A 23358-nucleotide genomic window follows, 5' to 3' on the forward strand; every position below is an offset into this window, starting at 1 on the left:
AAACTATGAAGTTATAGACAAGTCAACCAAAGAACGCTGAGTGATAACTCACTTCGCCCTCAGGGAACTCACCGTTGAATGACAATGCTAGGAAGTACTCGGCTGGCACTCCTGATAACGTTAACTCTGGCTGTGCTTTGAAGCCGAATCGACCGTAATATTGGGGTTCACCGAGCAACACAACGCCCTCAAAACCTAAGTTTTGAACTTGTGAAAGTGCCTCGCGAATCAATGCGCCTCCAATACCTTTACCTTGATGAGAAGGAGCTACGGATACTGGGCCTAAACCCAACCATCGGCTTTCGCTCCCACCCATTAGCACTGGAGACAAGGCAATGTGTCCGATAAGTGCTTCTTCTTCGTCGCAAACAAGAGAAAGCTTTAACGCGTTGGCTTCTCGCAGTCTGTTCACAATCAAATGTTCGGTCGGTTTTGCACCTGGTTCATGGTGAGGGTGATTTTCAAACGCTTGGTAAGTGATTGACTCTATGTGATTTAAGTCTAGTTCTGTTTCATGTCTAATGTTCATATCTGTTCATCCGATTAATGAATATTCGCCGACAACGATTTAACGTCTCAGCGTTTTCAATAATCAAACTATAAAGTGTAAAGCTATAGACAGGTCAACATCGAATCACATTTTTTTATCTACCGATATGAGCATCCATCAGATAGAAATTCGGCGCTCCTCTGAGCGCCTCATTTACTCTAGTAAGTCAAGGTTCTACTTAAGAAAAGCGATTGAATCCGCAAGAACCTTTGACGCTTGCCGGGCACTCATGTTGGAGTTCATAAACTCCCTCACGACCAAATAAATCGCGCTTTGAACTTCACTCGATACCATGTGGCCATGCGCAATACTTCCCACCATTGAATCTTGCTTCACGGCTTGCTTTAAATCAGCCATCGACTTCTTAGCACAAGCATCAAAACCATCATCGCTAACCTCTAAGTTTGGCGGAACAGAGCCTTTAACCTGATTAAACTTAGCCTGGAATCCCGGATCCATGACCGCTCTCGCCATACTGTCTTGAGCCCCTTTCTTCTCTTGAGACACGTCGAACATTCCAAACTGATCAGAGTTAAACACAAAAGCGCCATCCGTACCTGGATACTGGAAACAGAGAAAGTCTTTGTTTGGCACTTTGCCATTATTAATAAACTCCCCTTTGGCCCAGTCGCCCATGATTTGCATTGCAGCATCGCCACGCATCACCATAGCTGTAGCCTTGTTCCAATCCCGCCCAGGGTAATCAGCATCCACATAGCCGCGATACTGCCTTAACTGTTCAAATGCCTTAGCCATAGTCGCGCTATTCAAACTGTTATAGTCCAAATCACCAAACGCTTTGCGATAGAAGTTTAAGCCTCCTGCACTGAGTACTGCGCTATCGAAAATGGTCACTTCTTGCCAAGTTTGACCGCCACCAGCAAACGGAACATAACCAAACGCTTGAATTAAACTAGCGGCAGCCATCAGTTCGTTAAATGTTGTTGGAACTGCAATATTTAGCTCATCGAAAATCTGCTTGTTGGCCCATATCCAGTTTGTCCGGTGAATCCCTACGGGAGACGCAACCCATTTGCCTTCATACTTTGAAAATTTCTGCAGTGCTGGAGGGACAATTTGATCCCAGTTCCCCTTCTGCGCGACACTATTGATGTTTGCCATCACCCCTTCTGAAGCCCATTCAGTCAGCTTAGTGCCGCCGATATGTACCGCTGTTGGCGGATTACCAAAGGCGGCTCGAACACGAAGGTAGTTTTGAGCGTTGACGCCCGCTGCCCCAGCAATTTTCAAGTCATTCCATTCAATGCCCTGTTCGAGTAGATTGTTCTTTAACACTTCTACGGCAGCAGCTTCACCACCGGATGACCAACCATGAAGCACTTCAACCGAAGAGTTAGCGTAAACAAATCCAGAACATAAACATAATGTGAGTGCGAGTTTCTTCATTATCTTTCCCCTACATCTTGAACTGTTCTGTGATTTTCGCTTGCTGATCTGAAAGCGACATTAAGTCCGCAAAAGTTTGTCGATTACCTCGCGATAATTGGTGTATTTCCTCTGCAGAGTCAGAAATAGCGACCACGTTTTCCGTAATCTCCTTCGATACATGAGACTGCTCTTGAGCCGCAGAGGCTATCTGTTCACTCATATTGGCAACAGTTTCAATAGCAGTTGAGATTTCAAGCAGCGAAGTAGCCGCATGTTGAGAATTATCCACTACCTCTTTCGCGGTCTGGCTATTTTTCTGCATAATGTCCACAGATGACGTAGAGATCTTCTGTAGTGACTGAATCATGCGATAAATCTCTTCCGTCGAGCTCTGCGTTTTACTGGCTAGATTGCGCACCTCATCTGCAACAACAGCAAAACCTCTGCCCTGCTCCCCTGCGCGAGCCGCTTCAATGGCCGCATTTAGAGCGAGCAGATTGGTTTGCTCGGCAATACCGGTTATCACTTCAAGAATCCCTTCAATATTTTCCGACTCTTGTTTCATCTGGCCTATGGTTTGAGCGGCTGATTCAATGTCTGAATCAAGCTCGTTAATCGAATTAATCGACATATCCATCTTCGACTTACCAGTAGATGCCAGTTCGCGAATCGCTAACACTTGCCCCAGTGAAGATTCTGCATTTCTCGCAACTTCATAAACCGCCGATTCCATCTCGGTGACCGCTGTCGCAACTGAACTAGTTTGGAATTTTTGGCTTTCTAGCATCTCTTCCGATTTAGTTGTTACATCGAGTGCACCTTGAGCTGAATGAGACAGCGTACTTGAACTCTCTTTTAACTCGGAAAGCACGCCACCAAGCTTTTTGGCGAGCTGATTAATACCACCAGCAATCTCACCAAACTCATCTTTCTTGTTAAGATCGATATGCTGATCAATCTGACCATTGCCTAACGCAACCAGTGCATTGGTGATACTTTTTAGTGGCGTCTTAATACTCTGAATTTGGCTCAACACGATCAAAACACTGAAAACTATCGCTACGACAAATAAAACAGAAGTCATCAGAATATTAGAGTCAGCGCCTTGTTCCACTTTCTGGTTGGTACTCGCCACTAACGAATTTATCGATTGAGATAGTTCATCAAGGCTTTTCGCACCTAGATTGACCAATGAGCCGATTTCAACTAAATTTTGGTTTATCTGCTCACCTAATGAGACCAACTTGATCTGCAGAGATAGATAGCCTCGCTTATCGTTAACCGAGAAATTAAGGAATTCGACAAAAGGTTTAAGCTTCTCGGCTGAGTTCGGTGCCATATCATTGAGCTTTTTGATTCGAGATACGGTCTTTAGCGCATTGGTCGATAGCTTTTGCTTAATGTTATTCAGCAGTTCTAAATTCTCAATATTACTAACACCACTTAGGGTTGCTTGCGCAAGGGTTAAGCTGTCGGCAATAACTGAAACCGCAAAGCTTTCTACCAAGCCTAAGTTGCTAGCTAGCAACACTGCTGCATCTCTCTCATCATCGAAAGTAATCCATCTGGCTGTGTAGTTCTGTATCTCCGCACGTGACACGTCTCGTGTCGTCGCCAGTTCATTGGTAGCGCTTATCTGCTGTTGTCCCAAAGCAAAGGCTTGAGAGAACGCTTGATCAGCTTGCTTTAGCAAGCGATTGAACTCAGTTTGGTCTGTTAAAGAGCTGCTCAGTAAAGAACGCAGGTCCGTATATTGTTTGACGGCAGCATCAAACTCTTGCTCTAATTGATTGCGTTGTTGGTTGTTGAGAGCATTAGCATGTTGACTCACAGCTCTATTAACGTTTTGTGCGATGATCGCTAGTTGATAGCTGCGCTCCATAATGGGAATCAGCGTTTCTGCTGTTTCTTTGTAGGCACTGGATGATTGCTTTTGGGCATAGAAGCCCACCCCCGCTAAGAGTGTCATCAAAAAGACGACAAAACTAAAGCCTAATATGGTGCGACTAATGACAGTTAAATTCAATGTTAGCCCCTTGTGTGGAGTCTTCGACAAATGAAGCGCGCCTGGCTCCACTTATTGTTGTAGGAAGAGGCTCCAAAAAGAAGCCTCTTTAGTTCACGTTCTAGATAGATTGATTAAATAGTAATTGATAACGCAAAACTTGCATTTGATATGGGTTTGCTAGTTGAAGCTAAGCGCTTTTGCGTCGACAACCTTCTGCGTTTGCAGCTTTCATTGCAGCAAACACCGCGTCAGGATCGACTGGATTTGGTTCGTTATGAATCGTTTCACCTTCGGCACAGGCCACTTGTGCGACTCTAACTAGGTCAGCATCGTCCACTTGTTTTAGGCCAATGTCCGCTAACGTCGTTGGAAGACCTACCTTTTCACAGAATTGGTAAACTTGCTCGATAGTTTGTGGGTCTTTGCCCGTTAGGAAAAGCGAAGTAAGAACGCCAAACGCGACTTTTTCACCATGTAGATAGGCGTGAGTTGGCTCTAGTACAGTTAAGCCATTGTGAATTGCGTGCGACGCTGCAAGACCGCCACTTTCAAAACCTAAGCCGCTAAGCAGTGTGTTAGCTTCTACAACACGCTCCAACGCTGTAGTGACCACACCTTCATCATTAGATACTTTGGCTAGAGGGCCATACTCTAACAGAGTGTTGTAACAAAACTCTGCCAACGCGTAGGCCGACATAGAGCCTAAGCGGCCTGTCATATTAGTCGCAAAGCTTTGCTTACATGAGTTAGCTTCAAACCAAGTCGCAAGGGCATCACCCATGCCTGCTACCAGCAAGCGAGTCGGCGCTTTAGCAATGATTTCACTATCGACTAAAATCAGGTTAGGGTTTTGCGGCAGAATTAAGTAACGATCAAACTCACCCTGCGAGGTATAGATAACCGAAAGCGCGCTGCATGGCGCGTCACTAGCAGCAAGAGAAGGCACAACCGCGACTGCAACTTCAGCATAGTAAGCCACTGCTTTAGCTGTATCGATGGTTTTTCCACCACCAAGGCCAGCGACAAACTCGCCGCCTCTGCTTTTCAGCCTATCAACAAGGCGAGAGATCTCTTGATCGCAACACTCGCCTGAAAAGGAAACAATATCGACTTCAACCTGGCTAAGATAGCTCTCAAACTCAGGCAAAATATTGTCATAAACAAACGGGTCACAAATGATCAAACCTTTTTGTCCAAATCGTTGAAGCTCTTCACCGAGGTGTTTTCTTGCCCCTTTGCCTTGAACATAGCGTCCCGGAAATACTGTCGTTGTAATCATAATTTACCTCTACTTATGATAATGATTTCAATACTTTTCTGCTTCCATTTCAACAGGAGTCGTAAGTGGCGGAAATAGTACAAATCTTCACTAGATAGTATTTTTGAACACTCATTCTCGTTCTGTGATACAGCCAATAGTAGGAAAATGCTATCCGATAGGCCAGTTTAATTAGCGACATCCCTGTTATTTTTCTTCATTACGCATAGTAGCCTCCATCAACTTAATAGCGTATTTGTCTGCTCTTGGATATTGCACTTGCACGTCAATTTGTAGGCCTAACTCGTTTTGAATTTGAGTTATTAAGACTGCAATATCGACCTGCAGCAGCATATCACGGTACAAATCTTCCGCACACGTTTCCGTGGATTCACTGCTGCTAATGAGAAGGCGATACCCGAGTTCTCGGGAGAGTTGTTCTATTCTTGCCAAACATTCCATTGCCTTTGAATTGTGCAAGTTTGGTAATACAACACCAACCAATTGACTCTGACCACCACGCAACGCTTTAGCAGCAATGTGTGGTCGGTAGTTGTGCTGCTTGGCTAGTGCCAAGACTCTGTTCTGTGTAGGCAAACTGATTCGATATTGGTCACCTTTACCGCTTAATATATAACTCGCAGTCGTTTTAGACACACCAGCTAACTTAGCAAGATCACTTAATCTCATACTTGGTCTCATGTGTCATTCGCGTCAAGTATCGCTGTACAATAACTTGATTGAGCATTTCATCGAGTAGATTGGTCGATGGAACGCCAACCCCCACTTGAGTAACCGCCAAGGCTCCTATCGCTGTCGCTGTCGCAATCTGACTGTGTGGGTTGCCAAACTGATTCGCCCAACAGAATGCAGCGACCACAGAGTCACCAGCCCCAACTGTGCTGACAGGTTTAACAGACGGAGGCGTCGAAAGTAATACGTCTGTTTCAGTCGCCCAAATAAGCCCTTTCTCCCCCATAGAAATTAGAACATTATTAACGCCAAGCTCTACTAACTCTTGGGCTGCAGTGACGCCGTCCTCGATTGATTCTACGTCGCGACTAAGCAGTTCAGAAACCTCTGTTTCATTGGGCTTAATTAACCAAGGGTGCGCCGCAACACCCGCTTTGAGCATGGCTTTACTACTATCGAGCACAATCTTTTTTCCAAGCTGTTTTAGGTCTTTAATCCAACTTGTAACGACGTTTTCATCCATATTGTCAGGCAGGCTACCGGCAAAAATAAAACCATCATGGTCGCGAGCCAATTCTAAAAGCTTGCCATGCAGCCGTTCAATATCACTAGCCTGTACAGAGAAGCCATTAAAGTTAATGTCGGTGGTCTCTCCGTTGACAGCATGAACTTTGATGTTAGTCCGGTTAGTACCATCCACGCTAACAAATTGAGCATCTAGCCCACTAACGTCAAACATCTCGTCAAACAATTCTCGATTGTTACAGCCAAGAAACCCCGTTAAAGTAACTGAAGCACCAAGATCCGACATTACCTTAGCAACATTTATCCCTTTGCCGGCGGCGTAGCGGTGCTGCTCTTTGACTATATTAACTTGGTTAACCGAAAAATGTTCCGCTTCAGCAGACAGGTCTACAGCGGGATTTAGAGTCACACTAACCCATTTTGTCGGACTCAAACTGACCTCCTTATATGCAATGTACTTGGTTAAAGGTTCTCAACCATATAGGGCAAACGCCCCAAAAGGATGGATTGTTGTAGATTTGTAAACAGTTTAAGTAATCTGCGTACTGCGATATGTAGGTTAGATGTTCGATAAACTAGAAAAATGTGCGATCTTGCTAATATTGAGATGTCACGCAATTAATTGTTATTGGTGCGCGAGGCTCGTCCTAAGTAACCGCCGTGGTGCCTAAGTCCATACTCCTGTTTGGTAAACCCTTTTGCTTCTGAAACAGACACTGAAATCGCATCACAAATCGCCAGCATCACCGCGATTGTGGTTGTCGGTGCTAGGTTTAGGTGACACGCCTCTTTGTGCTGCCCCATGTTTAGCACATATTCACAATGCTCTCTCAGCTCTGAATCTGGATGCGAGGTAACACCAACTATGTGTCGGACGCCAAGGTGGCGAGCGAGTTCTAAGATCTCAATCACCTCACGTGATTTACCACTGGTTGAACAAGCGATAAGAATATCGTTACTGTTTACGATGCCGAGATCACCATGGGCGGCTTCAGCAGCGTGAAGGAACACAGCCGGACTACCCGTAGAGCTCAACGTCGCAGCCATCTTTTTCGCAATCAATCCTGCCTTACCGATCCCAGTAGTTATGACTTTGCTGTCACACTCTAAGATTAGCTTTACCACCTTCTCGTAGTTATCATCAACTTCGATACTAGCAATAGCGGCCGCTTCTTGAACGATTACATCACGTGCTCTTTGTAATATATCCATAGTTACGCCCTTTCACCTGCCAGATACTCAGTAATGGTATCTACCACCAACTTGTGATCTTCATACTGAGGAAGGCCGGATACAGAGATAGAGCCAACCACACCTACGCCTCGAATAATCAAAGGAAAACTACCACCGTAGGGAGCAAACTCTTTGGCATCCACCAAGGATGCTTGGTCAATGGTTTTGCCTTTCACCTTGTAATACTGGCCCATATACCAAGAACTATGCTGGTAACGATCGACCACGTTACGCTTACGCTCAATCCAACATTGATTATCACGAGCCGTGTCAGGCATGGCAAAACTAAACAGGCAATGACCATTACGCACAATTTCAATCGCTACGTTAACCTGTTTCGCTTCAGCACGGCTTTTAATAAAGCTGCCCAGTTCCCAGGCAGTTTGGTTATTAAACGCTTCAAACTGTAGTTCAGCTTCTTGCGCCAACAGTTGACTTAGATCGGTAATCATAATTGCTCCTGTAATTTCACTCGACGCTTCTCTTTAGCGCTCAAATAAGCCGCTTCGATGACGGCAATAACACTCAAAGCTTCTTGTGCGAGAACGGGTTCAGGATGACCGTGACGAATTGCATCGGCCAATTGATGATAGAAGTTTTGATAACAGCCAAGTTCGGTCGCAATGCGACTTTGAACGCCGTTTACATCTGTGTACTGACCATAAAGATCTTCGCTTTCGCTACCCCAACCTGGGGTGCTCGGCCCTTTCTTCTCGCGCAGAAAGTCCTCTTGGCCATCCATGCCATATTTAATCAAGCTGCCATTGTTGGCAAAAATCTGGAATCTTGGCCCTTCTGTCGTGCTCAAACAGTTGCCATGGACAATCACTTCACGCTTTGGATAGTGGAGCACTATATGAAAGTGGTCGACAGCTTCTGCTCCCGGTCTCTGATTTCGCAATATGCCTGTCACTTCATTTGGGGTACCAAACAGCGCGATGGACTGATCAATTAAGTGCGCGCCTAAATCATAAAGAATGCCGGCACCTGGGACGTCTTGCTCTCGCCAACGAACTTTCACCACTGGGCGATATCGGTTGTAGCTGGAATAAAAGGTATGAATACCTTCGAGCTTGCCTTCACTAATCAGCTTTTTGATAGTGATAAAGTCGCCATCAAAACGACGACTTTGATAAACCGTCAGTACCTTGCCTGAGGTAGCCTGAATATCTAGCAGTGCTTTACCCTCTTGGTATGATACGGAAAACGGCTTTTCTACCACCACATGCTTACCCGCTTGCAGTGATGCCATTGCCTGCGGCACATGCAAATGGTTCGGCGTTGAGATCACCACAAGCTCGATGTCAGCTTGCTCCAACATAACGTCTAAGCTTGGATATACGTTTGCATCTGACAGTTGGGCTTTTACCTTGTCCCCATTGCTAGAGACAACAGCCTTAAGATCGTACTGTGGACAATCGCTGATAATTGGCGCTTGAAAACACTGCCCCGAAATACCGAAGCCAACTAAACCGACTCTAATTGTTTCCATCAAATGATCCTTATAAAAAAGGCTGTGACTCCAGAGAGCGCCACAGCCAAAAAGTACAAACGGGGGTAACTTATGCGAGCTCCAGCTCTTGTTTCAACAGCGCTTCAACTTGAGTATCACTACTTGCAGTCATTAACTGTTCCCTAAAGTCTGCATGCATAATTTTGCGCGCAAGTTTAGAGAAAATCTTCATATGCTGGTCACCAGCAGCATGTTTATTCAGAGTCAGCATTATGATGAACTGTGCTTCTTCATCACCCCAAGCAATTGGTTTTGCTAGTCGGCAAACGCTAATAGCAGACTGTTCAATATGCTCACTTTTGGTATGGGGAATTGCAAAACCAAACCCTAGTCCAGTCGAGAACACATCTTCACGTGCCCATAAATCATCGGCTAGCTTATTCGGGTAACGACAACGGCCAGTGATAAACAGGTTATCAGCAAGTGTCTTAATGACCTCTTCTTTACTACGTAAATCTCGGTCAAGGCTGATGCACTCTTTCGACACCATAGGTGCTTCTGTTTGAGTCATGCGGAACTGAGCTAGAACATGCTCTACTTCTTGAACAGTGCGACACTCCATCGCACGGTTAAGCAGTTGGCGACATTCACGACTATCAAGCTTAGAAATTCGCTCTTTAGTAGCTGCAATACTTGGCGCGCTCATACTGATTTCATCCAAGCCTAAGCCAACCAATAGTGGTAGCACTGAACCTTTCGCACCTAGCTCGCCACATAGGCCAATCCATTTACCATGGCGATGGACTTCACGTACCACGTGGTCAAGCGTGCGCAAGAATGCCGGATTCAAGCTGTTGTAGTTTTTGGCGACCTTAGCGTTGTCACGGTCAACTGCCATTAGGTACTGAGTCAGGTCGTTTGAACCAATTGAGAAGAAATCAATCTCTTCACAGCACTGGTCGATGATGAAAGCGACTGAAGGAACTTCAAGCATTATGCCTAGTGGCACACGCTCGGCAAAAGGAACTTCTTCTTTGCGCAGCTCTTGGCGCACTTCTGCTAGTACATCTTTCACCCAAAGGATCTCTTCCATTGATGAGATCATTGGAATCATAATCTTCAAGTTACCGTGAGCCGAAGCGCGTAAGATGGCACGCAGTTGAGTTTTGAACATCTCAATAAACTCAGGGTAGATACGAACCGCACGGTAACCTAAGAATGGGTTATTTTCAGCTGGGATATTGAGGTAATCCACTGGCTTATCGCCACCAATATCAATGGTACGGATAATGATAGATTTGTCATTCGCCGCTTCACAAGCCTGACAGAAGATGTTGTACAGTTCGTTCTCATCTGGTGCAGATGTTCTGTCCATATAGAGCATTTCAGTACGGAACAGACCTACCGCTTCCGCCCCGTGAGCAAAGGCTTGTGGCGCTTCCACTGAGTGAGCAATGTTCGCTGCTACTTCTAACACTTTGCCATCGGCCGTTGCTGCTGCTAGGTCACGGTATTTGGCTTGGCGTGTAGCCACAATCTCTTTTACTTTTTGCTCTTGAGCATAGTAGCGCTCAACAGGGTCAGTGATATCTGTCACTACCGCACCTAAGTGACCATCTACAATCACCTGCTTACCCATAAACTCACTTAACTTATCCGCATCTAAACCAATAATCGTCGGGATAGCGAAAGAGCGCGCCAAGATAACAGTGTGCGAAGTGCTGCCTCCGTGAGATAGAATCAATCCTTTAAGCAGAGATTTGTCTAGCTCAAGGAACTGACTTGGCGTTAGATCGTCAGCCAGACACACTGTTGGCTCATTAAGCTGAGTTTGGCTAGCAAATCGCTCGTCGCCATAGATGCTTTGCAGTAGTTGATAGCAAACATCGCGAATGTCTAACTCACGCTCACGCATGTAGCTGCTAGACGAGTTCTTCATCATCTCGCCAAAGTGTTTTGCTGTCGCGATAATAGCATCAGCACAGCTTTGACCTTCACTCAAGTTACCTGTGATGGTTTGCTGAAACTCTTCGTCTTTAGCGATTGAAAGATGAGCTTTTAGCACTTCCCCTTCGGTATGTTCAGCGGCTTTGAGTTGAATTGAAACCGACTTAATCACTGACTCCAACCCATTTTGCATTTGCAGTTGCTCTTCACTGAACGCTAACGCAGGTGGAAGATTGTCTAGACTATCGAAGTTTACCGCCCCCATAATAGTAAGGGTGCCGCGACCAATACCTTCACTCACTGCACGGCCACGCTCATGTGCCACTTCTAGATTAGAGAAGTTACGCGGTAGCGGTGCTAGTTCAGCATCGTCAGCACTCTCATTGTTTTGTAACGGTGCGTCACAGTGTGGGAACTCGTTAACGATGAACTGTTTAAGTTGGTTAATGGCAGACTCTTCATCTTGACCGTCAATGGTAATTAAGCATTCATCACCAAGAAGCGTGTCAGTGCCAATAAGAGAAAGAACGCTCTTCGCGTTACCACTCATACCTGTGCGTTTATTTTGCCAAGTAATGTCAGAAGAAAATTGGTTACAAAGCGCTTCGACATGACTCGCTGGACGAGCGTGAACACCGTTTGGTAGCTCGCAAGAGAAAGAGAAAGTTTTCATTACATATTGTCCTCGTACTGCTAGGCGATAGGCCCGAGTTGATGTAACAACAATAACAAATCATCACACTCCAGCCATTGGACAAAAATACTAATTACTGGATTTTTGTATTATCAGGAACCAAGTGTGAAGGAAATCAAATTTACTATCCATTTTGTGAGCCAGAACACTTTAAATGATAGAAAAACCAGAAACAAAACAAATAAGCCATTGTTTTTAATAGATAAAAACCATAACAAGCATATCTGGCGCTAATCTGGACAAAAATGTAGATGGTGATCAAACTTTGCCTCCACTCTAACAATTATCCAGTAAATAGCATAAAAATCCTCTAACTAGACAGCACAAATGCTCACTATATTAGATTCAAAGCCCGGGCAGCTAAACCAACGTGAAACAGATTCAATACTTACAGTTTGACCCAAGGAGAGGTCTATGAATGATTTAATCACAATTTTGAAGGACACCAGAAGACATCTGATGACTGGTGTATCTCATATGATCCCATTTGTGGTAGCTGGCGGTATCCTACTTGCTGCGTCAGTTATGATGTATGGTGAAGGTGCCGTTCCAGAAGAAGGAACATGGTTACACGACCTGTTCTTCATCGGTGTGGCTGGTTTCCAACTTATGGTGCCAATCCTAGCTGCTTACATCGGCTACTCCATCGCAGACCGTTCAGCGCTAGCACCTTCTGCCATCGCCGCTTTTATTGGCGCTAACATGTACAATACTGGTTTCTTCGGTGCGATCTTCGCTGGTCTACTCGGTGGTATCGTCGTCTTCTACTTGAAGAAGATAAAAGTACCCGCGTTTGCTCGATCCATCATGCCTATCTTTGTTATTCCAATCATAGGTACCTTCATCACAGCAGGCGCTATTGTATGGGGTATTGGTGAGCCAATTGGTGCCGCAACAGCTTCACTAACTGACTTCCTAAAGAGCATGCAGAATGAAAGCATTGTGGTACTTGCTATCATCATGGGCTGTATGATCGCTTTCGATATGGGTGGTCCAGTCAACAAAGTGGCTTACGCATTCGTTATCTTGTGTGTCGGCGAAGGCATCTACAACGTAGCGGGTATCTCTTCAGTAGCCGTAGCGGTTCCTTCTATCGGTATGGGCTTAGCAACCTTCATCAACAAGAAACTATACGACTCAAGTGAACAAGAAGCAGGTCGCGCATCAATCCTAATGGGTACTATGGGTATCACTGAAGGTGCAATCCCATTCGCAGCAGGCGACCCACTACGTGTTATCCCATCGATCATGATCGGTACCGCAGCCGGCGCAGTAACTGCAGCAGTAATCGGTGTAGAAAGCTACGCAGCTTGGGGCGGCCTAATTGTTCTACCAGTTGTTGATGGACGCATCGGATTTATCGCAGCTCTAGCCGTTGGCTCAATCGTCACTGCACTATTGGTTAACTTCCTAAAGGCACGTCGCCCGGTGCTTGAAGAAACAAACGAAGAATCTGACGACTTAGACCTAGATATCAAAATCGGTTAATCAACAAACCCTATCAAAACTTGCAAGGCGCGCTCTCTTTGACTTAGCGCCTTGCTCTCCAGACTGAATATTAAGGAACCAAATTATGACTAGTATCGTAGCAGTAACAGCGTGCCCATCAGGTGTAGCACATACGTACATGGCAGCAGAAGCGATCGACGCAGCAGCAAAAGCAAAAGGCTGGACATGTGAAGTGGAAACTCAAGGCTCTATCGGTATCGAAAACGAACTGACTGCTGCAGCCATTGAAGCCGCTGAAGTCGTTATCCTAACTAAAGACATCGACATCAAAAACAGCGAACGCTTTGAAGGTAAAACAGTAGTGAGTATAGGTGTTAGCGACGCGGTTAAGCGAGCTGCAGCAGTAATGGATAAGATTGAAGCTCATCTAGCAAACGTAACGGCTTAGGATAGCATTAAGCACTTTCCTCTATAAGCTCACTCCCCTCCTCCTTGGAGGGGAGGCCTAACACCAACGAGTAGTGATACCAAAGTGACCGCTGCTGAGAAATCCGCACACGGTGACTTCGTTATAAATATTCAAAACCCCAAAACGCTCAACAACCGTATTACTGGTAATGCAAGGAGCCACGCAAATGAGCACCCAAAGAATTGAACGCCTCAAGTCAGCACTGTTTGAATCACAACGTGAAATCTCACTTGAGCGCGCATTGCTTTACACAGAAAGTCATAAAACAACTGAAGGTGAACACACGCTTATTCGTCGTGCAAAAGCCACCGCTTATGTTCTAGATAATGTCGAAATTTCTATTCGTGACGATGAGCTGATTGCCGGTAACCGCACAGTGAAAGCGCGCGCAGGTATTGCCTCTCCAGAGATGGACCCATACTGGATTGAGAAAGAGCTCGATATCTTCGCTACTCGCCCTCAAGATAAGTTTTTTATCTCAGAACAAGATAAAGCCGTTTACCGTGACGAGCTACTGGCTTACTGGTCAGAACGCTCAATGAAAGATTTCATCAACGCGCAAATCCCATCTGAAGTTAAAGATGCCGTGGCGCAAAAGATCTTTAGCGTCAACCAAACAGATAAAGGCCAAGGTCATATCATCATCGACTTTGATCGCTTGTTAGAGCATGGCTTAGGTTCACTACTGGATGAAATGCAAGGCCTAGCGTTAAGTAACCCCGACAATGAATTCTATCAATCTGTGGTGCTATTGCTAGAAGCTTCAATTCGTCATATCTACCGATACGCTGACCTTGCGCAGATTATGGCAGAAGCGTGTGATGATGCGGAGCGCAAAGCAGAACTCGTCAAGATCGCTAATATTTCTAAGAAGATCGCCACCAGTAAACCGCAAGGTTTCTACGAGGCGTGTCAGCTATTTTGGTATATGAACATTGTTCTGCAATACGAATCTAATGCAAGCTCACTATCTTTAGGTCGCTTTGACCAGTACATGATGCCGTTCTATCAAGCGTCCATTGATGCTGGAGAATCTCCGGCATTCCTAAAAGAGCTATTAGAAAGTCTATGGATTAAGACCAACGATATCGTTCTGCTGCGCTCTTCTGGTAGTGCTAAGTTCTTCGCAGGTTTCCCTACTGGCTACACCATCTTACTTGGCGGGCTGACTGACACAGGTAAAAGCGCGGTTAACCCATTATCTAGCCTATGTTTAGACGCATATCAAAGCGTACAGCTACCACAACCAAACCTTGGTGTACGCGTTAATGAGTTCATTGACCGTGGCTTCCTAATGAAAACCGCCGAAACCATTCGCTTGGGTACCGGTATCCCGCAGATCTTCAACGATGAAGTCGTCGTTCCTGCCTTCTTGAACCGTGGTGTTTCACTGGAAGACTCGCGTGATTACTCAGTAGTTGGTTGCGTTGAATTATCTATCCCAGGTAAGACTTACGGCCTGCATGACATTGCGATGTTCAACCTGCTCAAAGTGATGGAACTCACCATGCAGCGCAATCAGGATAATCCAGATATCAGCTTTGATAACTTAGTTGAGCAGATTCGCACTGACATCAAACACTACGTAAAACTCATGGTCGAAGGCTCAAACATCTGTGATTTTGGCCACCGTGACTGGGCTCCAGTGCCTCTACTGTCATCATTCATTAGCGACTGTATCGAGAACGGCAAAGACATCACTTACGGCGGCGCGCGCTATAACTTCTCTGGTGTGCAAGGTATTGGTATTGCCAACCTATCAGATTCACTACAAGCATTAAAACGCTTTGTTTTTGAAGAGCAACGTCTGAGTTTTTCTGAATTTATTGACGTTCTAAATGCCAACTTCGACGTTCCTGAAGGTGACAAGATTCGCACTCGCTTAATGAACAAATATGAGAAGTACGGCAACGACATTGATGAAGTCGACAACTTAGGTTCTGAGCTTCTGCGCCTGTTCTGTAAAGAGGTAGAGAAGTATGACAACCCGCGCGGTGGTCAGTTTACTCCGGGCTCTTACACTGTTTCAGCGCACGTACCGCTAGGTGCTGTTGTTGGGGCGACTGCAGATGGCCGTTTAGCTGGAGAACAACTCGCAGATGGTGGCCTGTCACCTATGTTGGGTAAAGACCAACTTGGCCCTACTGCGGTACTGAAATCAGTAAGCAAGCTTGACAATTACCTACTTTCGAACGGCAGCTTACTCAACGTTAAGTTCACTCCTGCAACCCTAGAAGGTCAATCGGGACTAAGCAAACTGTCCGACTTCTTGCGCGCGTTTATGAAGCTAAAACTACAACACGTTCAGTTCAACGTGCTCAACGCGGAAACGCTGAAGAAAGCGCAGCAAAAACCTGAAGATTACGCAGGGCTGGTGGTTCGAGTCGCAGGCTATAGCGCATTCTTTGTTGAGTTATCGAAAGAGATTCAAGATGACATCATTCGCCGAACCGCACATGAGCTGTAATTCAACGCCAAAAGATCAAGCGAGTAGCGGTCGGATATTCAATATCCAGCGCTACTCGCTGCACGACGGCACTGGTATCCGTACCGTCGTGTTCTTTAAAGGCTGCCCATTAAGCTGCCCATGGTGTGCTAACCCTGAATCGCGTTCGCACCGCACTACATACTTGCGCCGAGAGTCCAAGTGCATTGATTGTGAATCCTGTGCCATGAATGTCGATGAGTGTCCAAGTGGCGCTTGGGAGCAAGTAGGCACAGATATGACCTTAGATGAAGTTGTTGCTGAAGTGACAAAAGATGACGTGTTTTTCAACACTTCAGATGGCGGCATTACTTTATCAGGTGGCGAGGTGTTAACTCAGCCTAAATTTGCTATTGAGTTACTCAGCAAATTGAAGGCGATGGGATTTAGAACCGCGATTGAAACCTCGGGGCACGGTAACACCAAGCAACTACTCAGAATTGGTCAGTTGTGTGATGAAGTGCTGTTTGACTTTAAAATCATGGACCCACAACGGGCCAAAACCGTGATTGGGATTAATCTGGAATTGGTTTTAGACAACTTCCGCCAATTGGTAGAGCAAGGGACGAACGTCGTCCCTCGCCTACCCCTAATCCCAGGTTACACCTTAGACCTAATTAATACTGACCGGGTGATCAACTTCTTGCGCCCGTTCAATCTTAGCAAAATTCATTTACTGCCATTTCATCAATATGGCGCAAACAAATACCAAACCTTGGGGATGGAGTATCTACTCGAAGACGTTCCGGTTCCGAGTAAATCAGAGGTGGAAAGCATACGCCAGCACGTTGCGGCACAAGGCTACCACGTCACCATTGGAGGATAAACATGACTAAGAAAATACTCATTACTGGCGCAAAAGGCTTCTTCGGTACTCGTTTTATCAACCGCTACCAAGGCGAGTTTGAAATCCTTGGCCTAGACGTTGAACAACTCGATATCACAGACAACCAAGCGGTCATTGCTACTTTTTCTGGCTTCCAACCAGATTACGTGATCCACGCTGCGGCGATTGCGGTGACAGACTTCTGTAACAAGCATCCTGATGTTGCACACAAGGTTAATGTTCAAGGAGCAATCAACGTAGCAAAAGCGTGTAAAGAACACGGTGCCAAGCTGGTGTTTATTTCCACGGAGCAAGTGTTTAACGGTAACCCAGAGAAAGGTCCATACAGCGAATTAGACCAACCAGTGCCAGATACCGTATACGGTCAGAACAAACTAGAGGCAGAGAAGGAGCTAGCAAGTATTCTCGAAGAGATGTGGGTACTGCGCTTTACCTGGCTATTTGGTCTTCCTGAGCGCAATACGACCATCAACCCGAACGTGGTTTGGAACACACTACAAGCGCTAGTTAACGGACAGGTGATGCAAGAACGTCGCAATGAATTCCGTGGTCTAACATACGTTCACGAGCTTATCGAACAGTTCCCGAAAATTTTTACTATTCCTTACGGTACTTACCACACAGGTGCACATAACCCAGCAAGCCGTTACGAAATTGCAGAGCACATTCTCACAGAGTTAGGCCAACAAGAGCGCCTAAATGAACTGTTAGAAGCAGCAGATGCACCAAAAACACGCGATGTACGCTTAGACACAAGTAAACTCGCCGACGAAGGGGTTGTCTTTACTGAGAGTAAAGATGCTATTACCAAGTGCCTGAAAGAATTCCACTTTATTTAAGTTTGTTTGGCTACGCGGGGGCGTAGCCTAGCCCAATTTAGGAGCAATACCATGATTTACATGCTAGATACCGCAGACCTTAACGCAATTCGCAAAGCGGTAGATCTTTACCCACTGGCTGGGGTAACGACTAACCCATCCATTATCGCTAAAGAGAACCGCCCTCTCAAAGAGATTCTATTGGATATCCGTGAGTGTATTGGTGAACAGCGTATGCTACATGCCCAAGTGATGGGTAAAGACGCAGAGACAATGTTTGAAGAAGCTAAAGCTCTAAAGACATTTGATAACAACATCATCGTAAAAGTGCCAGCAACTCCTCAGGGCATCAAAGCGATGAAGCTTATCCATGCAGAAGGCATCCGTATTACCGCAACGGCTATCCTTACTCCTCAGCAAGCGCTAATGGCAGCAGTTGCTGGCGCAGAGTTTCTTGCCCCTTACGTAAACCGTCTAGACAACATCTGTAGCGATGGTGTGAATGTTGCTGCTGAGATGGTGGCACTGATCGACACTTATAACTTGGATGCTAAAGTTCTCGGTGCATCATTTAAAAACGTGCAGCAAGTGCATCAATTGTCTCTAGTAGGCGCACACTCAGTTACGATTGCACCAGACGTGTTTGACCAACTGTTGGTTCATCCACTGACAGACTCTGGTGTCGCAGGCTTTGTGGCTGATTGGGAAGGCGTTTATGGGAAAGATACCACGGTGCTAGATGTACTATAATGTGATCTAGTCCTTAGTTTTTGGTCACTGGATTATGAAACACACAAATTGAAACCAATCGCATGCCCAATGATATTACAATCGTTGGGCATTAACATATAATACTAATCAGGTATTTATCTCGATTGGTACAACTAATAAAAGACCGCATTATGAAAATCGTTGGAGTTACTGCGTGCATCAGTGGCGTAGCACACACCTACATGGCTGCAGAAGCACTAGAAAAAGCCTGTAAGAAAGCGGGATATAAAATCTCAGTTGAAACTCAAGGAGCACTGGGGAGCGAGAACCAACTTGAAGAGTCTGATATCGCAGAAGCTGATGTTGCGGTCATTATTGCCGATATCAATATTGACGGTGTCGAGCGATTCAGCCAAACGCGAATTGTACGTTGTTCCATAGCGCATTTTTTGAAAAATAGCGTCGAAGTTCTTCAGGCGATTGAAAAAATACGCAACGCGCCACCCAATGCAGAGCTTATCCTCTAATCTGCTGGCGTAGCGCTTGAGCTAAGATACTGCGCGCGATACTCCGATGGTGAGCGTGCAGTTTGATTTCTAAACACTCGGCAAAAGTAGTTACTATCCTTAAATCCGCAGCGATGCGCGACCTCTTTGACCTTCATATCGTATTCAATCAATAAGTACTTAGCGCGCTCTAAACGGACATGGTTTAAATATTCGTTAAACTTAAGTTGCCCCTCTTTTTGAAACAGCTGAGACAAATAGTTCGGCGACACATAAAAATGCTGAGCCACCGATTCACGCGTTAACGGCTCATGATAGTGTTGCTCAAGATGTTCCCTCACCGCTTCAAATAGCGCATGACTTTTAGATGGTGTCTCAACAGGACGTTCAATCAGATCAAGAATATGGCTAAACAGTGAACCAACCAATAGTCGCTTAGTACCCTGACTCTCAGGCTGCTTGATCAACTCTTCAATGGCATTGAGGATAAAGGTACCAATGCGAGGGCCGCGACGAAGGACACTTTCTTTAATCGCGGAGTCAAACTGTTCACCATCCCAACTCAATAAACTCATGCCAAAGCTCTGCTTACCTGCCATAACAGTTAACGTCACCACAGGCTTATTCCACACAGGCTTATTCCAGCTTTCCGCAGGCAGGTACAACACCCCCCCCTGTTTTAGCGTGTACTGGGTATCAACACCCATGTTATTGCCCACTTCCATATCCAACTCGCCCACCAGCACCATTTCTACACGAGGAAAGTGAACCTGATAAGCCAAAGGCGGAGGTGTAGGCAGATTACCAGCAAAGTAGACATCGCTGATCGCTTCCGTCTGGTTGGCATAATATTCAAGTGCTTCTAATAAATATGTTTTGTCTAGCATGATTGATTATCTGTATGAGTTTTCATTACACCCAATCTTAGGATAATTAAGCCTTAAAGCATTGTAGCCATTAACTTACAACAAGATATTCGAGCAATAACCTTAAGAATATGTGCTAAATCACACTTTGCTCAACAGTCAACAAATATCCAGCATTTCGAACAATTACCCTACTTATAAAACGCGTAATGTCCATTATTTTGGTGGTTGAAGTCAGCACTAAAAATAATGTTAAAAGGTACCCTACATGACACAAATCGCTCAAACGCATTTAAGCGCGCTCGGTGCAGATCTTGAACTGTCTCCCCAGATGATTCACGAGCTAGACACCCTAGGTTTCACCGTCATTCACAACGTAGTCGATGAAGATTGGCTTGAAGAGATGCGTCGAACTATCGACATGCTAGTTAAACGAGAAGGCGAAAACTTGGCGATAGAACATCACCAAGAAGAAGGCGTAACAAGAGTCGCTAACCTGATCAATAAAGGCACAGTATGGGAAAAGGTATGGGCGCATCCGCTTGCTCTCGCTGCCTGTAAACACATATTTGGTGGCGCTTTTAAAATCTCTAGCCTCAACGCGCGCGAAGCGCATCCTGACTGTGGTCATCAACCGCTGCATGCCGATTGGAAAAAACCACGTCCCGACTTTCCTAAAGTTCACTTGGTTAACTCTATTTGGGCAATTGACGACCTAACTCGTGAAAATGGCGCACCGCGAATTATCCCAAGCACTCATTTACGTCCAGAGTTACCTGAAGAAGTTTTAGACGACGTAGAAAGCGCGCACCCCGACGAAATCTATCTAGAGTGCCCTGCTGGCAGCGTGATGATTTTCAACGCTCACACCTGGCACGGTGGAACCATTAACTATGCGGGAACACGCCGACGAGTACTTCACGGCCTATATATAGATCGAGATGATGCCGCCCAACAAGACCAGCAAAAGTGGCTGACAGAACATACAGCTAGCCGCTTAACTCCAGCTCAAAAATGGTTACTAGATGTAGAGTAATTATGTCAAAGGCTAGCCATTCAATATGAATGGCTAACTGGTTAAAATAGCGAGATTTAACATGTCGATATATAAACTTAACAACGTAATTCAAACCTATGATTGGGGTAGCCTCACCTCTCTCCATGAGATGTTTAATATCGAAAATCCCCAACACTCACCGCAAGCTGAGATGTGGATGGGAGCGCATCCAAACGGCTGTTCTAAAGTGGACTTAACAGGTGAGTCCTTGTTGCATATTATCGATGGTAACAAAGCAGACGTTTTAGGCCATTACACTGCTTCTCGCTTTGGTGAGCTGCCATTTCTATTTAAAGTACTAGCGGCAGAAATACCGCTTTCTATTCAGGTGCACCCAAGCAAACGTAAGTCGGAAATCGGCTTTGAGCGTGAGAATGCGCTGGGTATTCCATTGAATGCAGAAAACCGCAATTACAAAGATCCAAATCATAAGCCTGAATTGGTTTATGCACTAACCTTCTATAAGGCAATGAATGGCTTCCGCCCAATTGCTGACATTATTGCACTATTTGAAGAGGCGGAAATTTCTTCGCTTTCTATAGAACTTAATGAGCTCAAAACGAGTGCAGACAATGACTCTCTCAAAACATTTTTTACTGCCATTATGTCTCTTGAAGGAGAGCGCAAAGATCAAGCATTGAATGAACTATATGCAGCTCAAACACGTCCAGCAAAAACGATCATGGGTCGAGAAGCATTGCAGTACAGTAAAGAGTTTAAACAGCATTACTTTGATGATATTGGTTTGTTTGCTCCTTTAATGCTTAACACGATTGAACTTGCGCCTGGTGAAGCTATGTTCCTACTTTCAGAAACTCCCCACGCTTATGTTCGAGGAACAGGCCTTGAAATCATGGCAAACTCAGATAATGTTTTACGCGCAGGTCTCACTGCAAAACACATTGATGTGCCTGAGCTGATTAATAACACCTCTTTTGAACCGATCAAGCCAAAAGATATTCGTTTAAAGCCGCAATTGAAAGAGGGCAAGCTAAGTTATCCTGTTCCTGTTGATGATTTTGGATTTGAAATTGTGCCTGTTGCAAATCAGAACATCATACAATTCGTTCGTAGTCCAGAAATTCTATTTTGTATTGAAGGAAAAGTAACCATTTCAAACCAGCAGGATAAAATAAACCTAAAAGCAGGCGAATCTGTCTTTGTCAGCAATCATTCCATTAAATATTTATGTGAAGGTCACGGCATGTTAGCTCGTGCATTTAACTGATAAAAAATACGATAGAATTGCAAAATTAAGATGATCACCCCCAACATCTTTAGACGCCGGCATTAGTGAATTACAATCACCTAACAAGTAGGACTTTAAAGTCCGATAACGAGATAGCAGTTGTCAATGGTGGTATATTAGTCAATCTTTAATGTTATTTTACAAGTACCTACCTGTCTGTACTTTGGCGTTAAAGGTTAGCGCTGATGCCTTTGGAGGCTCTTTTATGTAGGCAAATTACTGAAAAATATGCATAAGTTTCAAAATCCACTTTATAGCTTGCACTCCTGCAGCGTCAAACCACCCGCTTGTAACTGCTGAATCAAGCGCACACGCTGCACATCTTTGTCGCTGTATACACGATACCCGTTCTCTAATCGGCGACCAGAGATAAGGTTTTGCTTCTCGTAATAAAGCAGTGCAGTTCGCGATAACCCAACTTTCTTTGCCAGCTCAGATATTTGATACATGGTTTACGCTCATTCTTTGTAGCTTAAGTTCATTACTTTAAACTATGAAGTTATAGACAAGTCAACCGAAGAACGCTGAGTGATAGCTCACTTCGCCCTCAGGGAACTCACCATTGAATGACAATGCTAGGAAGTACTCGGCTGGCACACCTGATAACGTTAATTCTGGCTGTGCTTTGAAGCCGAATCGACCGTAATATTGGGGTTCACCGAGCAACACAACGCCCTCAAAACCTAAGTTTTGAACTTGTGAAAGTACCTCGCGAATCAATGCGCCTCCAATACCTTTACCTTGATGAGAAGGAGCTACGGATACTGGGCCTAAACCCAACCATCGGCTTTCGCTCCCACCCATTAGCACTGGAGACAAGGCAATGTGTCCGATAAGTGCTTCTTCTTCGTCGCAAACAAGAGAAAGCGTTAACGCGTTGGCTTCTCGCAGTCTGTTCACAATCAAATGTTCGGTCGGTTTTGCACCTGGTTCATGGTGAGGGTGATTTTCAAACGCTTGGTAAGTGATTGACTCTATGTGATTTAAGTCTAGTTCTGTTTCATGTCTAATGTTCATATCTGTTCATCCGATTAATGAATATTCGCCGACAACGATTTAACGTCTCAGCGTTTTCAATAATCAAACTATAAAGTGTAAAGCTATAGACAGGTCAACATCGAATCACATTTTTTTATCTACCGATATGAGCA

General features: G+C 45.1%; 21 protein-coding genes and 1 pseudogene. 9 read left to right on the top strand and 13 right to left on the bottom strand.

The window, feature by feature from the left end; genetic code table 11:
• Positions 1-22: 22 nt before the first annotated feature.
• From FIV04_RS25090 to ptsP, 10 genes are all read right to left on the bottom strand, one after another.
• Positions 23-529, bottom strand: a complete 507-nt coding sequence (locus tag FIV04_RS25090) for a GNAT family N-acetyltransferase (protein ID WP_152471106.1) — start codon at positions 527-529, stop codon at positions 23-25.
• Positions 530-724: 195 nt separating this feature from the next.
• Positions 725-1957, bottom strand: coding sequence for an ABC transporter substrate-binding protein (locus FIV04_RS25095; RefSeq protein ID WP_152471107.1), 1233 nt, complete (start codon positions 1955-1957; stop codon positions 725-727).
• Between the two features lie 10 nt (positions 1958-1967).
• Positions 1968-3965 (bottom strand): methyl-accepting chemotaxis protein, encoded by a 1998-nt coding sequence (locus tag FIV04_RS25100; protein WP_152471108.1) that lies wholly within the window; start codon positions 3963-3965, stop codon positions 1968-1970.
• A 169-nt stretch (positions 3966-4134) separates the two neighbouring features.
• The gene (locus tag FIV04_RS25105; protein WP_152471109.1) at positions 4135-5226 is read right to left on the bottom strand and encodes a glycerol dehydrogenase; all 1092 of its coding nucleotides are present in this window, start codon (positions 5224-5226) and stop codon (positions 4135-4137) included.
• 186 nt (positions 5227-5412) lie between these two features.
• Entirely contained in the window at positions 5413-5895 is a 483-nt protein-coding gene (locus tag FIV04_RS25110) for a LacI family DNA-binding transcriptional regulator (RefSeq protein WP_172974328.1), read from the bottom strand.
• Positions 5882-6856, bottom strand: coding sequence for a 1-phosphofructokinase (gene pfkB / locus FIV04_RS25115; RefSeq protein ID WP_172974329.1), 975 nt, complete (start codon positions 6854-6856; stop codon positions 5882-5884). The genes FIV04_RS25110 and pfkB overlap by 14 nt, the downstream gene beginning before the upstream one ends.
• Positions 6857-7041: 185 nt before the next feature.
• Positions 7042-7635 (bottom strand): SIS domain-containing protein, encoded by a 594-nt coding sequence (locus tag FIV04_RS25120; RefSeq protein ID WP_152471112.1) that lies wholly within the window; start codon positions 7633-7635, stop codon positions 7042-7044.
• Between the two features lie 2 nt (positions 7636-7637).
• Positions 7638-8108 carry a heme-degrading domain-containing protein gene (locus FIV04_RS25125; protein ID WP_152471113.1) on the bottom strand — a complete coding sequence of 157 codons (471 nt, stop codon included), beginning with the start codon at positions 8106-8108 and terminating at the stop codon, positions 7638-7640.
• Positions 8105-9148, bottom strand: a complete 1044-nt coding sequence (locus FIV04_RS25130) for a Gfo/Idh/MocA family oxidoreductase (RefSeq protein WP_152471114.1) — start codon at positions 9146-9148, stop codon at positions 8105-8107. The genes FIV04_RS25125 and FIV04_RS25130 overlap by 4 nt, the downstream gene beginning before the upstream one ends.
• A 70-nt stretch (positions 9149-9218) precedes the next feature.
• Positions 9219-11729, bottom strand: a complete 2511-nt coding sequence (ptsP, locus tag FIV04_RS25135; protein WP_152471115.1) for a phosphoenolpyruvate--protein phosphotransferase — start codon at positions 11727-11729, stop codon at positions 9219-9221.
• A gap of 435 nt (positions 11730-12164) precedes the next feature.
• Here ptsP and FIV04_RS25140 point away from each other — a divergent pair, with 435 nt between their 5' ends.
• The 7 genes from FIV04_RS25140 (at position 12165) to FIV04_RS25170 (ending at position 19056) form a co-directional block, all read left to right on the top strand.
• Positions 12165-13238 carry a PTS fructose transporter subunit EIIC gene (locus tag FIV04_RS25140; RefSeq protein ID WP_014232155.1) on the top strand — a complete coding sequence of 358 codons (1074 nt, stop codon included), beginning with the start codon at positions 12165-12167 and terminating at the stop codon, positions 13236-13238.
• 85 nt (positions 13239-13323) lie between these two features.
• The gene (locus tag FIV04_RS25145; RefSeq protein WP_152471116.1) at positions 13324-13647 is read left to right on the top strand and encodes a PTS fructose-like transporter subunit IIB; all 324 of its coding nucleotides are present in this window, start codon (positions 13324-13326) and stop codon (positions 13645-13647) included.
• A gap of 187 nt (positions 13648-13834) precedes the next feature.
• Positions 13835-16135, top strand: a complete 2301-nt coding sequence (locus FIV04_RS25150) for a formate C-acetyltransferase (RefSeq protein WP_152471117.1) — start codon at positions 13835-13837, stop codon at positions 16133-16135.
• Positions 16101-16979: a [formate-C-acetyltransferase]-activating enzyme gene (locus FIV04_RS25155; protein WP_152471118.1), complete on the top strand. Its 879-nt coding sequence runs from the start codon at positions 16101-16103 to the stop codon at positions 16977-16979. The genes FIV04_RS25150 and FIV04_RS25155 overlap by 35 nt, the downstream gene beginning before the upstream one ends.
• Positions 16980-16981: 2 nt before the next feature.
• Positions 16982-17839, top strand: a complete 858-nt coding sequence (locus FIV04_RS25160; protein ID WP_152471119.1) for a sugar nucleotide-binding protein — start codon at positions 16982-16984, stop codon at positions 17837-17839.
• 51 nt (positions 17840-17890) lie between these two features.
• Complete coding sequence (locus FIV04_RS25165) at positions 17891-18568, top strand: transaldolase family protein (RefSeq protein ID WP_152471120.1); 678 nt, start codon at positions 17891-17893, stop codon at positions 18566-18568.
• 152 nt (positions 18569-18720) lie between these two features.
• Positions 18721-19056, top strand: coding sequence for a PTS fructose transporter subunit IIB (locus FIV04_RS25170; protein ID WP_014232161.1), 336 nt, complete (start codon positions 18721-18723; stop codon positions 19054-19056).
• Here FIV04_RS25170 and FIV04_RS25175 read toward each other — a convergent pair.
• Positions 19053-19922, bottom strand: a complete 870-nt coding sequence (locus FIV04_RS25175) for an AraC family transcriptional regulator (protein ID WP_152471121.1) — start codon at positions 19920-19922, stop codon at positions 19053-19055. The genes FIV04_RS25170 and FIV04_RS25175 overlap by 4 nt on opposite strands.
• A 247-nt stretch (positions 19923-20169) precedes the next feature.
• Between FIV04_RS25175 and FIV04_RS25180 the strand changes: the two genes are divergently transcribed.
• Both FIV04_RS25180 and manA read left to right on the top strand, forming a co-directional pair.
• Positions 20170-20937, top strand: a complete 768-nt coding sequence (locus tag FIV04_RS25180; protein WP_152471122.1) for a phytanoyl-CoA dioxygenase family protein — start codon at positions 20170-20172, stop codon at positions 20935-20937.
• A gap of 61 nt (positions 20938-20998) precedes the next feature.
• The gene (gene manA, locus FIV04_RS25185; protein ID WP_152471123.1) at positions 20999-22186 is read left to right on the top strand and encodes a mannose-6-phosphate isomerase, class I; all 1188 of its coding nucleotides are present in this window, start codon (positions 20999-21001) and stop codon (positions 22184-22186) included.
• Between the two features lie 278 nt (positions 22187-22464).
• Here the strand turns inward: manA and FIV04_RS25190 are convergent.
• Both FIV04_RS25190 and FIV04_RS25195 read right to left on the bottom strand, forming a co-directional pair.
• A pseudogene (locus FIV04_RS25190) lies at positions 22465-22656 on the bottom strand (MerR family transcriptional regulator); the annotation flags it as partial.
• Positions 22657-22717: 61 nt separating this feature from the next.
• The gene (locus FIV04_RS25195) at positions 22718-23224 is read right to left on the bottom strand and encodes a GNAT family N-acetyltransferase (RefSeq protein ID WP_152471124.1); all 507 of its coding nucleotides are present in this window, start codon (positions 23222-23224) and stop codon (positions 22718-22720) included.
• Between the last annotated feature and the right edge of the window lie 134 nt (positions 23225-23358).

Origin of the sequence: Vibrio sp. THAF190c, from assembly GCF_009363355.1 — a bacterium.
GTDB lineage: Bacteria > Pseudomonadota > Gammaproteobacteria > Enterobacterales > Vibrionaceae > Vibrio > Vibrio fortis_A.

Coding starts and splice junctions, on each gene's coding strand:
- FIV04_RS25090 (WP_152471106.1), bottom strand. CDS start 529: ATGAACATTAGACATGAAACAGAACTAGACTTAAATCACATAGAGTCA.
- FIV04_RS25095 (WP_152471107.1), bottom strand. CDS start 1,957: ATGAAGAAACTCGCACTCACATTATGTTTATGTTCTGGATTTGTTTAC.
- FIV04_RS25105 (WP_152471109.1), bottom strand. CDS start 5,226: ATGATTACAACGACAGTATTTCCGGGACGCTATGTTCAAGGCAAAGGG.
- FIV04_RS25110 (WP_172974328.1), bottom strand. CDS start 5,895: ATGAGATTAAGTGATCTTGCTAAGTTAGCTGGTGTGTCTAAAACGACT.
- FIV04_RS25120 (WP_152471112.1), bottom strand. CDS start 7,635: ATGGATATATTACAAAGAGCACGTGATGTAATCGTTCAAGAAGCGGCC.
- FIV04_RS25125 (WP_152471113.1), bottom strand. CDS start 8,108: ATGATTACCGATCTAAGTCAACTGTTGGCGCAAGAAGCTGAACTACAG.
- FIV04_RS25130 (WP_152471114.1), bottom strand. CDS start 9,148: ATGGAAACAATTAGAGTCGGTTTAGTTGGCTTCGGTATTTCGGGGCAG.
- ptsP (WP_152471115.1), bottom strand. CDS start 11,729: ATGAAAACTTTCTCTTTCTCTTGCGAGCTACCAAACGGTGTTCACGCT.
- FIV04_RS25140 (WP_014232155.1), top strand. CDS start 12,165: ATGAATGATTTAATCACAATTTTGAAGGACACCAGAAGACATCTGATG.
- FIV04_RS25145 (WP_152471116.1), top strand. CDS start 13,324: ATGACTAGTATCGTAGCAGTAACAGCGTGCCCATCAGGTGTAGCACAT.
- FIV04_RS25150 (WP_152471117.1), top strand. CDS start 13,835: ATGAGCACCCAAAGAATTGAACGCCTCAAGTCAGCACTGTTTGAATCA.
- FIV04_RS25155 (WP_152471118.1), top strand. CDS start 16,101: ATGACATCATTCGCCGAACCGCACATGAGCTGTAATTCAACGCCAAAA.
- FIV04_RS25160 (WP_152471119.1), top strand. CDS start 16,982: ATGACTAAGAAAATACTCATTACTGGCGCAAAAGGCTTCTTCGGTACT.
- FIV04_RS25165 (WP_152471120.1), top strand. CDS start 17,891: ATGATTTACATGCTAGATACCGCAGACCTTAACGCAATTCGCAAAGCG.
- FIV04_RS25170 (WP_014232161.1), top strand. CDS start 18,721: ATGAAAATCGTTGGAGTTACTGCGTGCATCAGTGGCGTAGCACACACC.
- FIV04_RS25175 (WP_152471121.1), bottom strand. CDS start 19,922: ATGCTAGACAAAACATATTTATTAGAAGCACTTGAATATTATGCCAAC.
- FIV04_RS25180 (WP_152471122.1), top strand. CDS start 20,170: ATGACACAAATCGCTCAAACGCATTTAAGCGCGCTCGGTGCAGATCTT.
- manA (WP_152471123.1), top strand. CDS start 20,999: ATGTCGATATATAAACTTAACAACGTAATTCAAACCTATGATTGGGGT.
- FIV04_RS25195 (WP_152471124.1), bottom strand. CDS start 23,224: ATGAACATTAGACATGAAACAGAACTAGACTTAAATCACATAGAGTCA.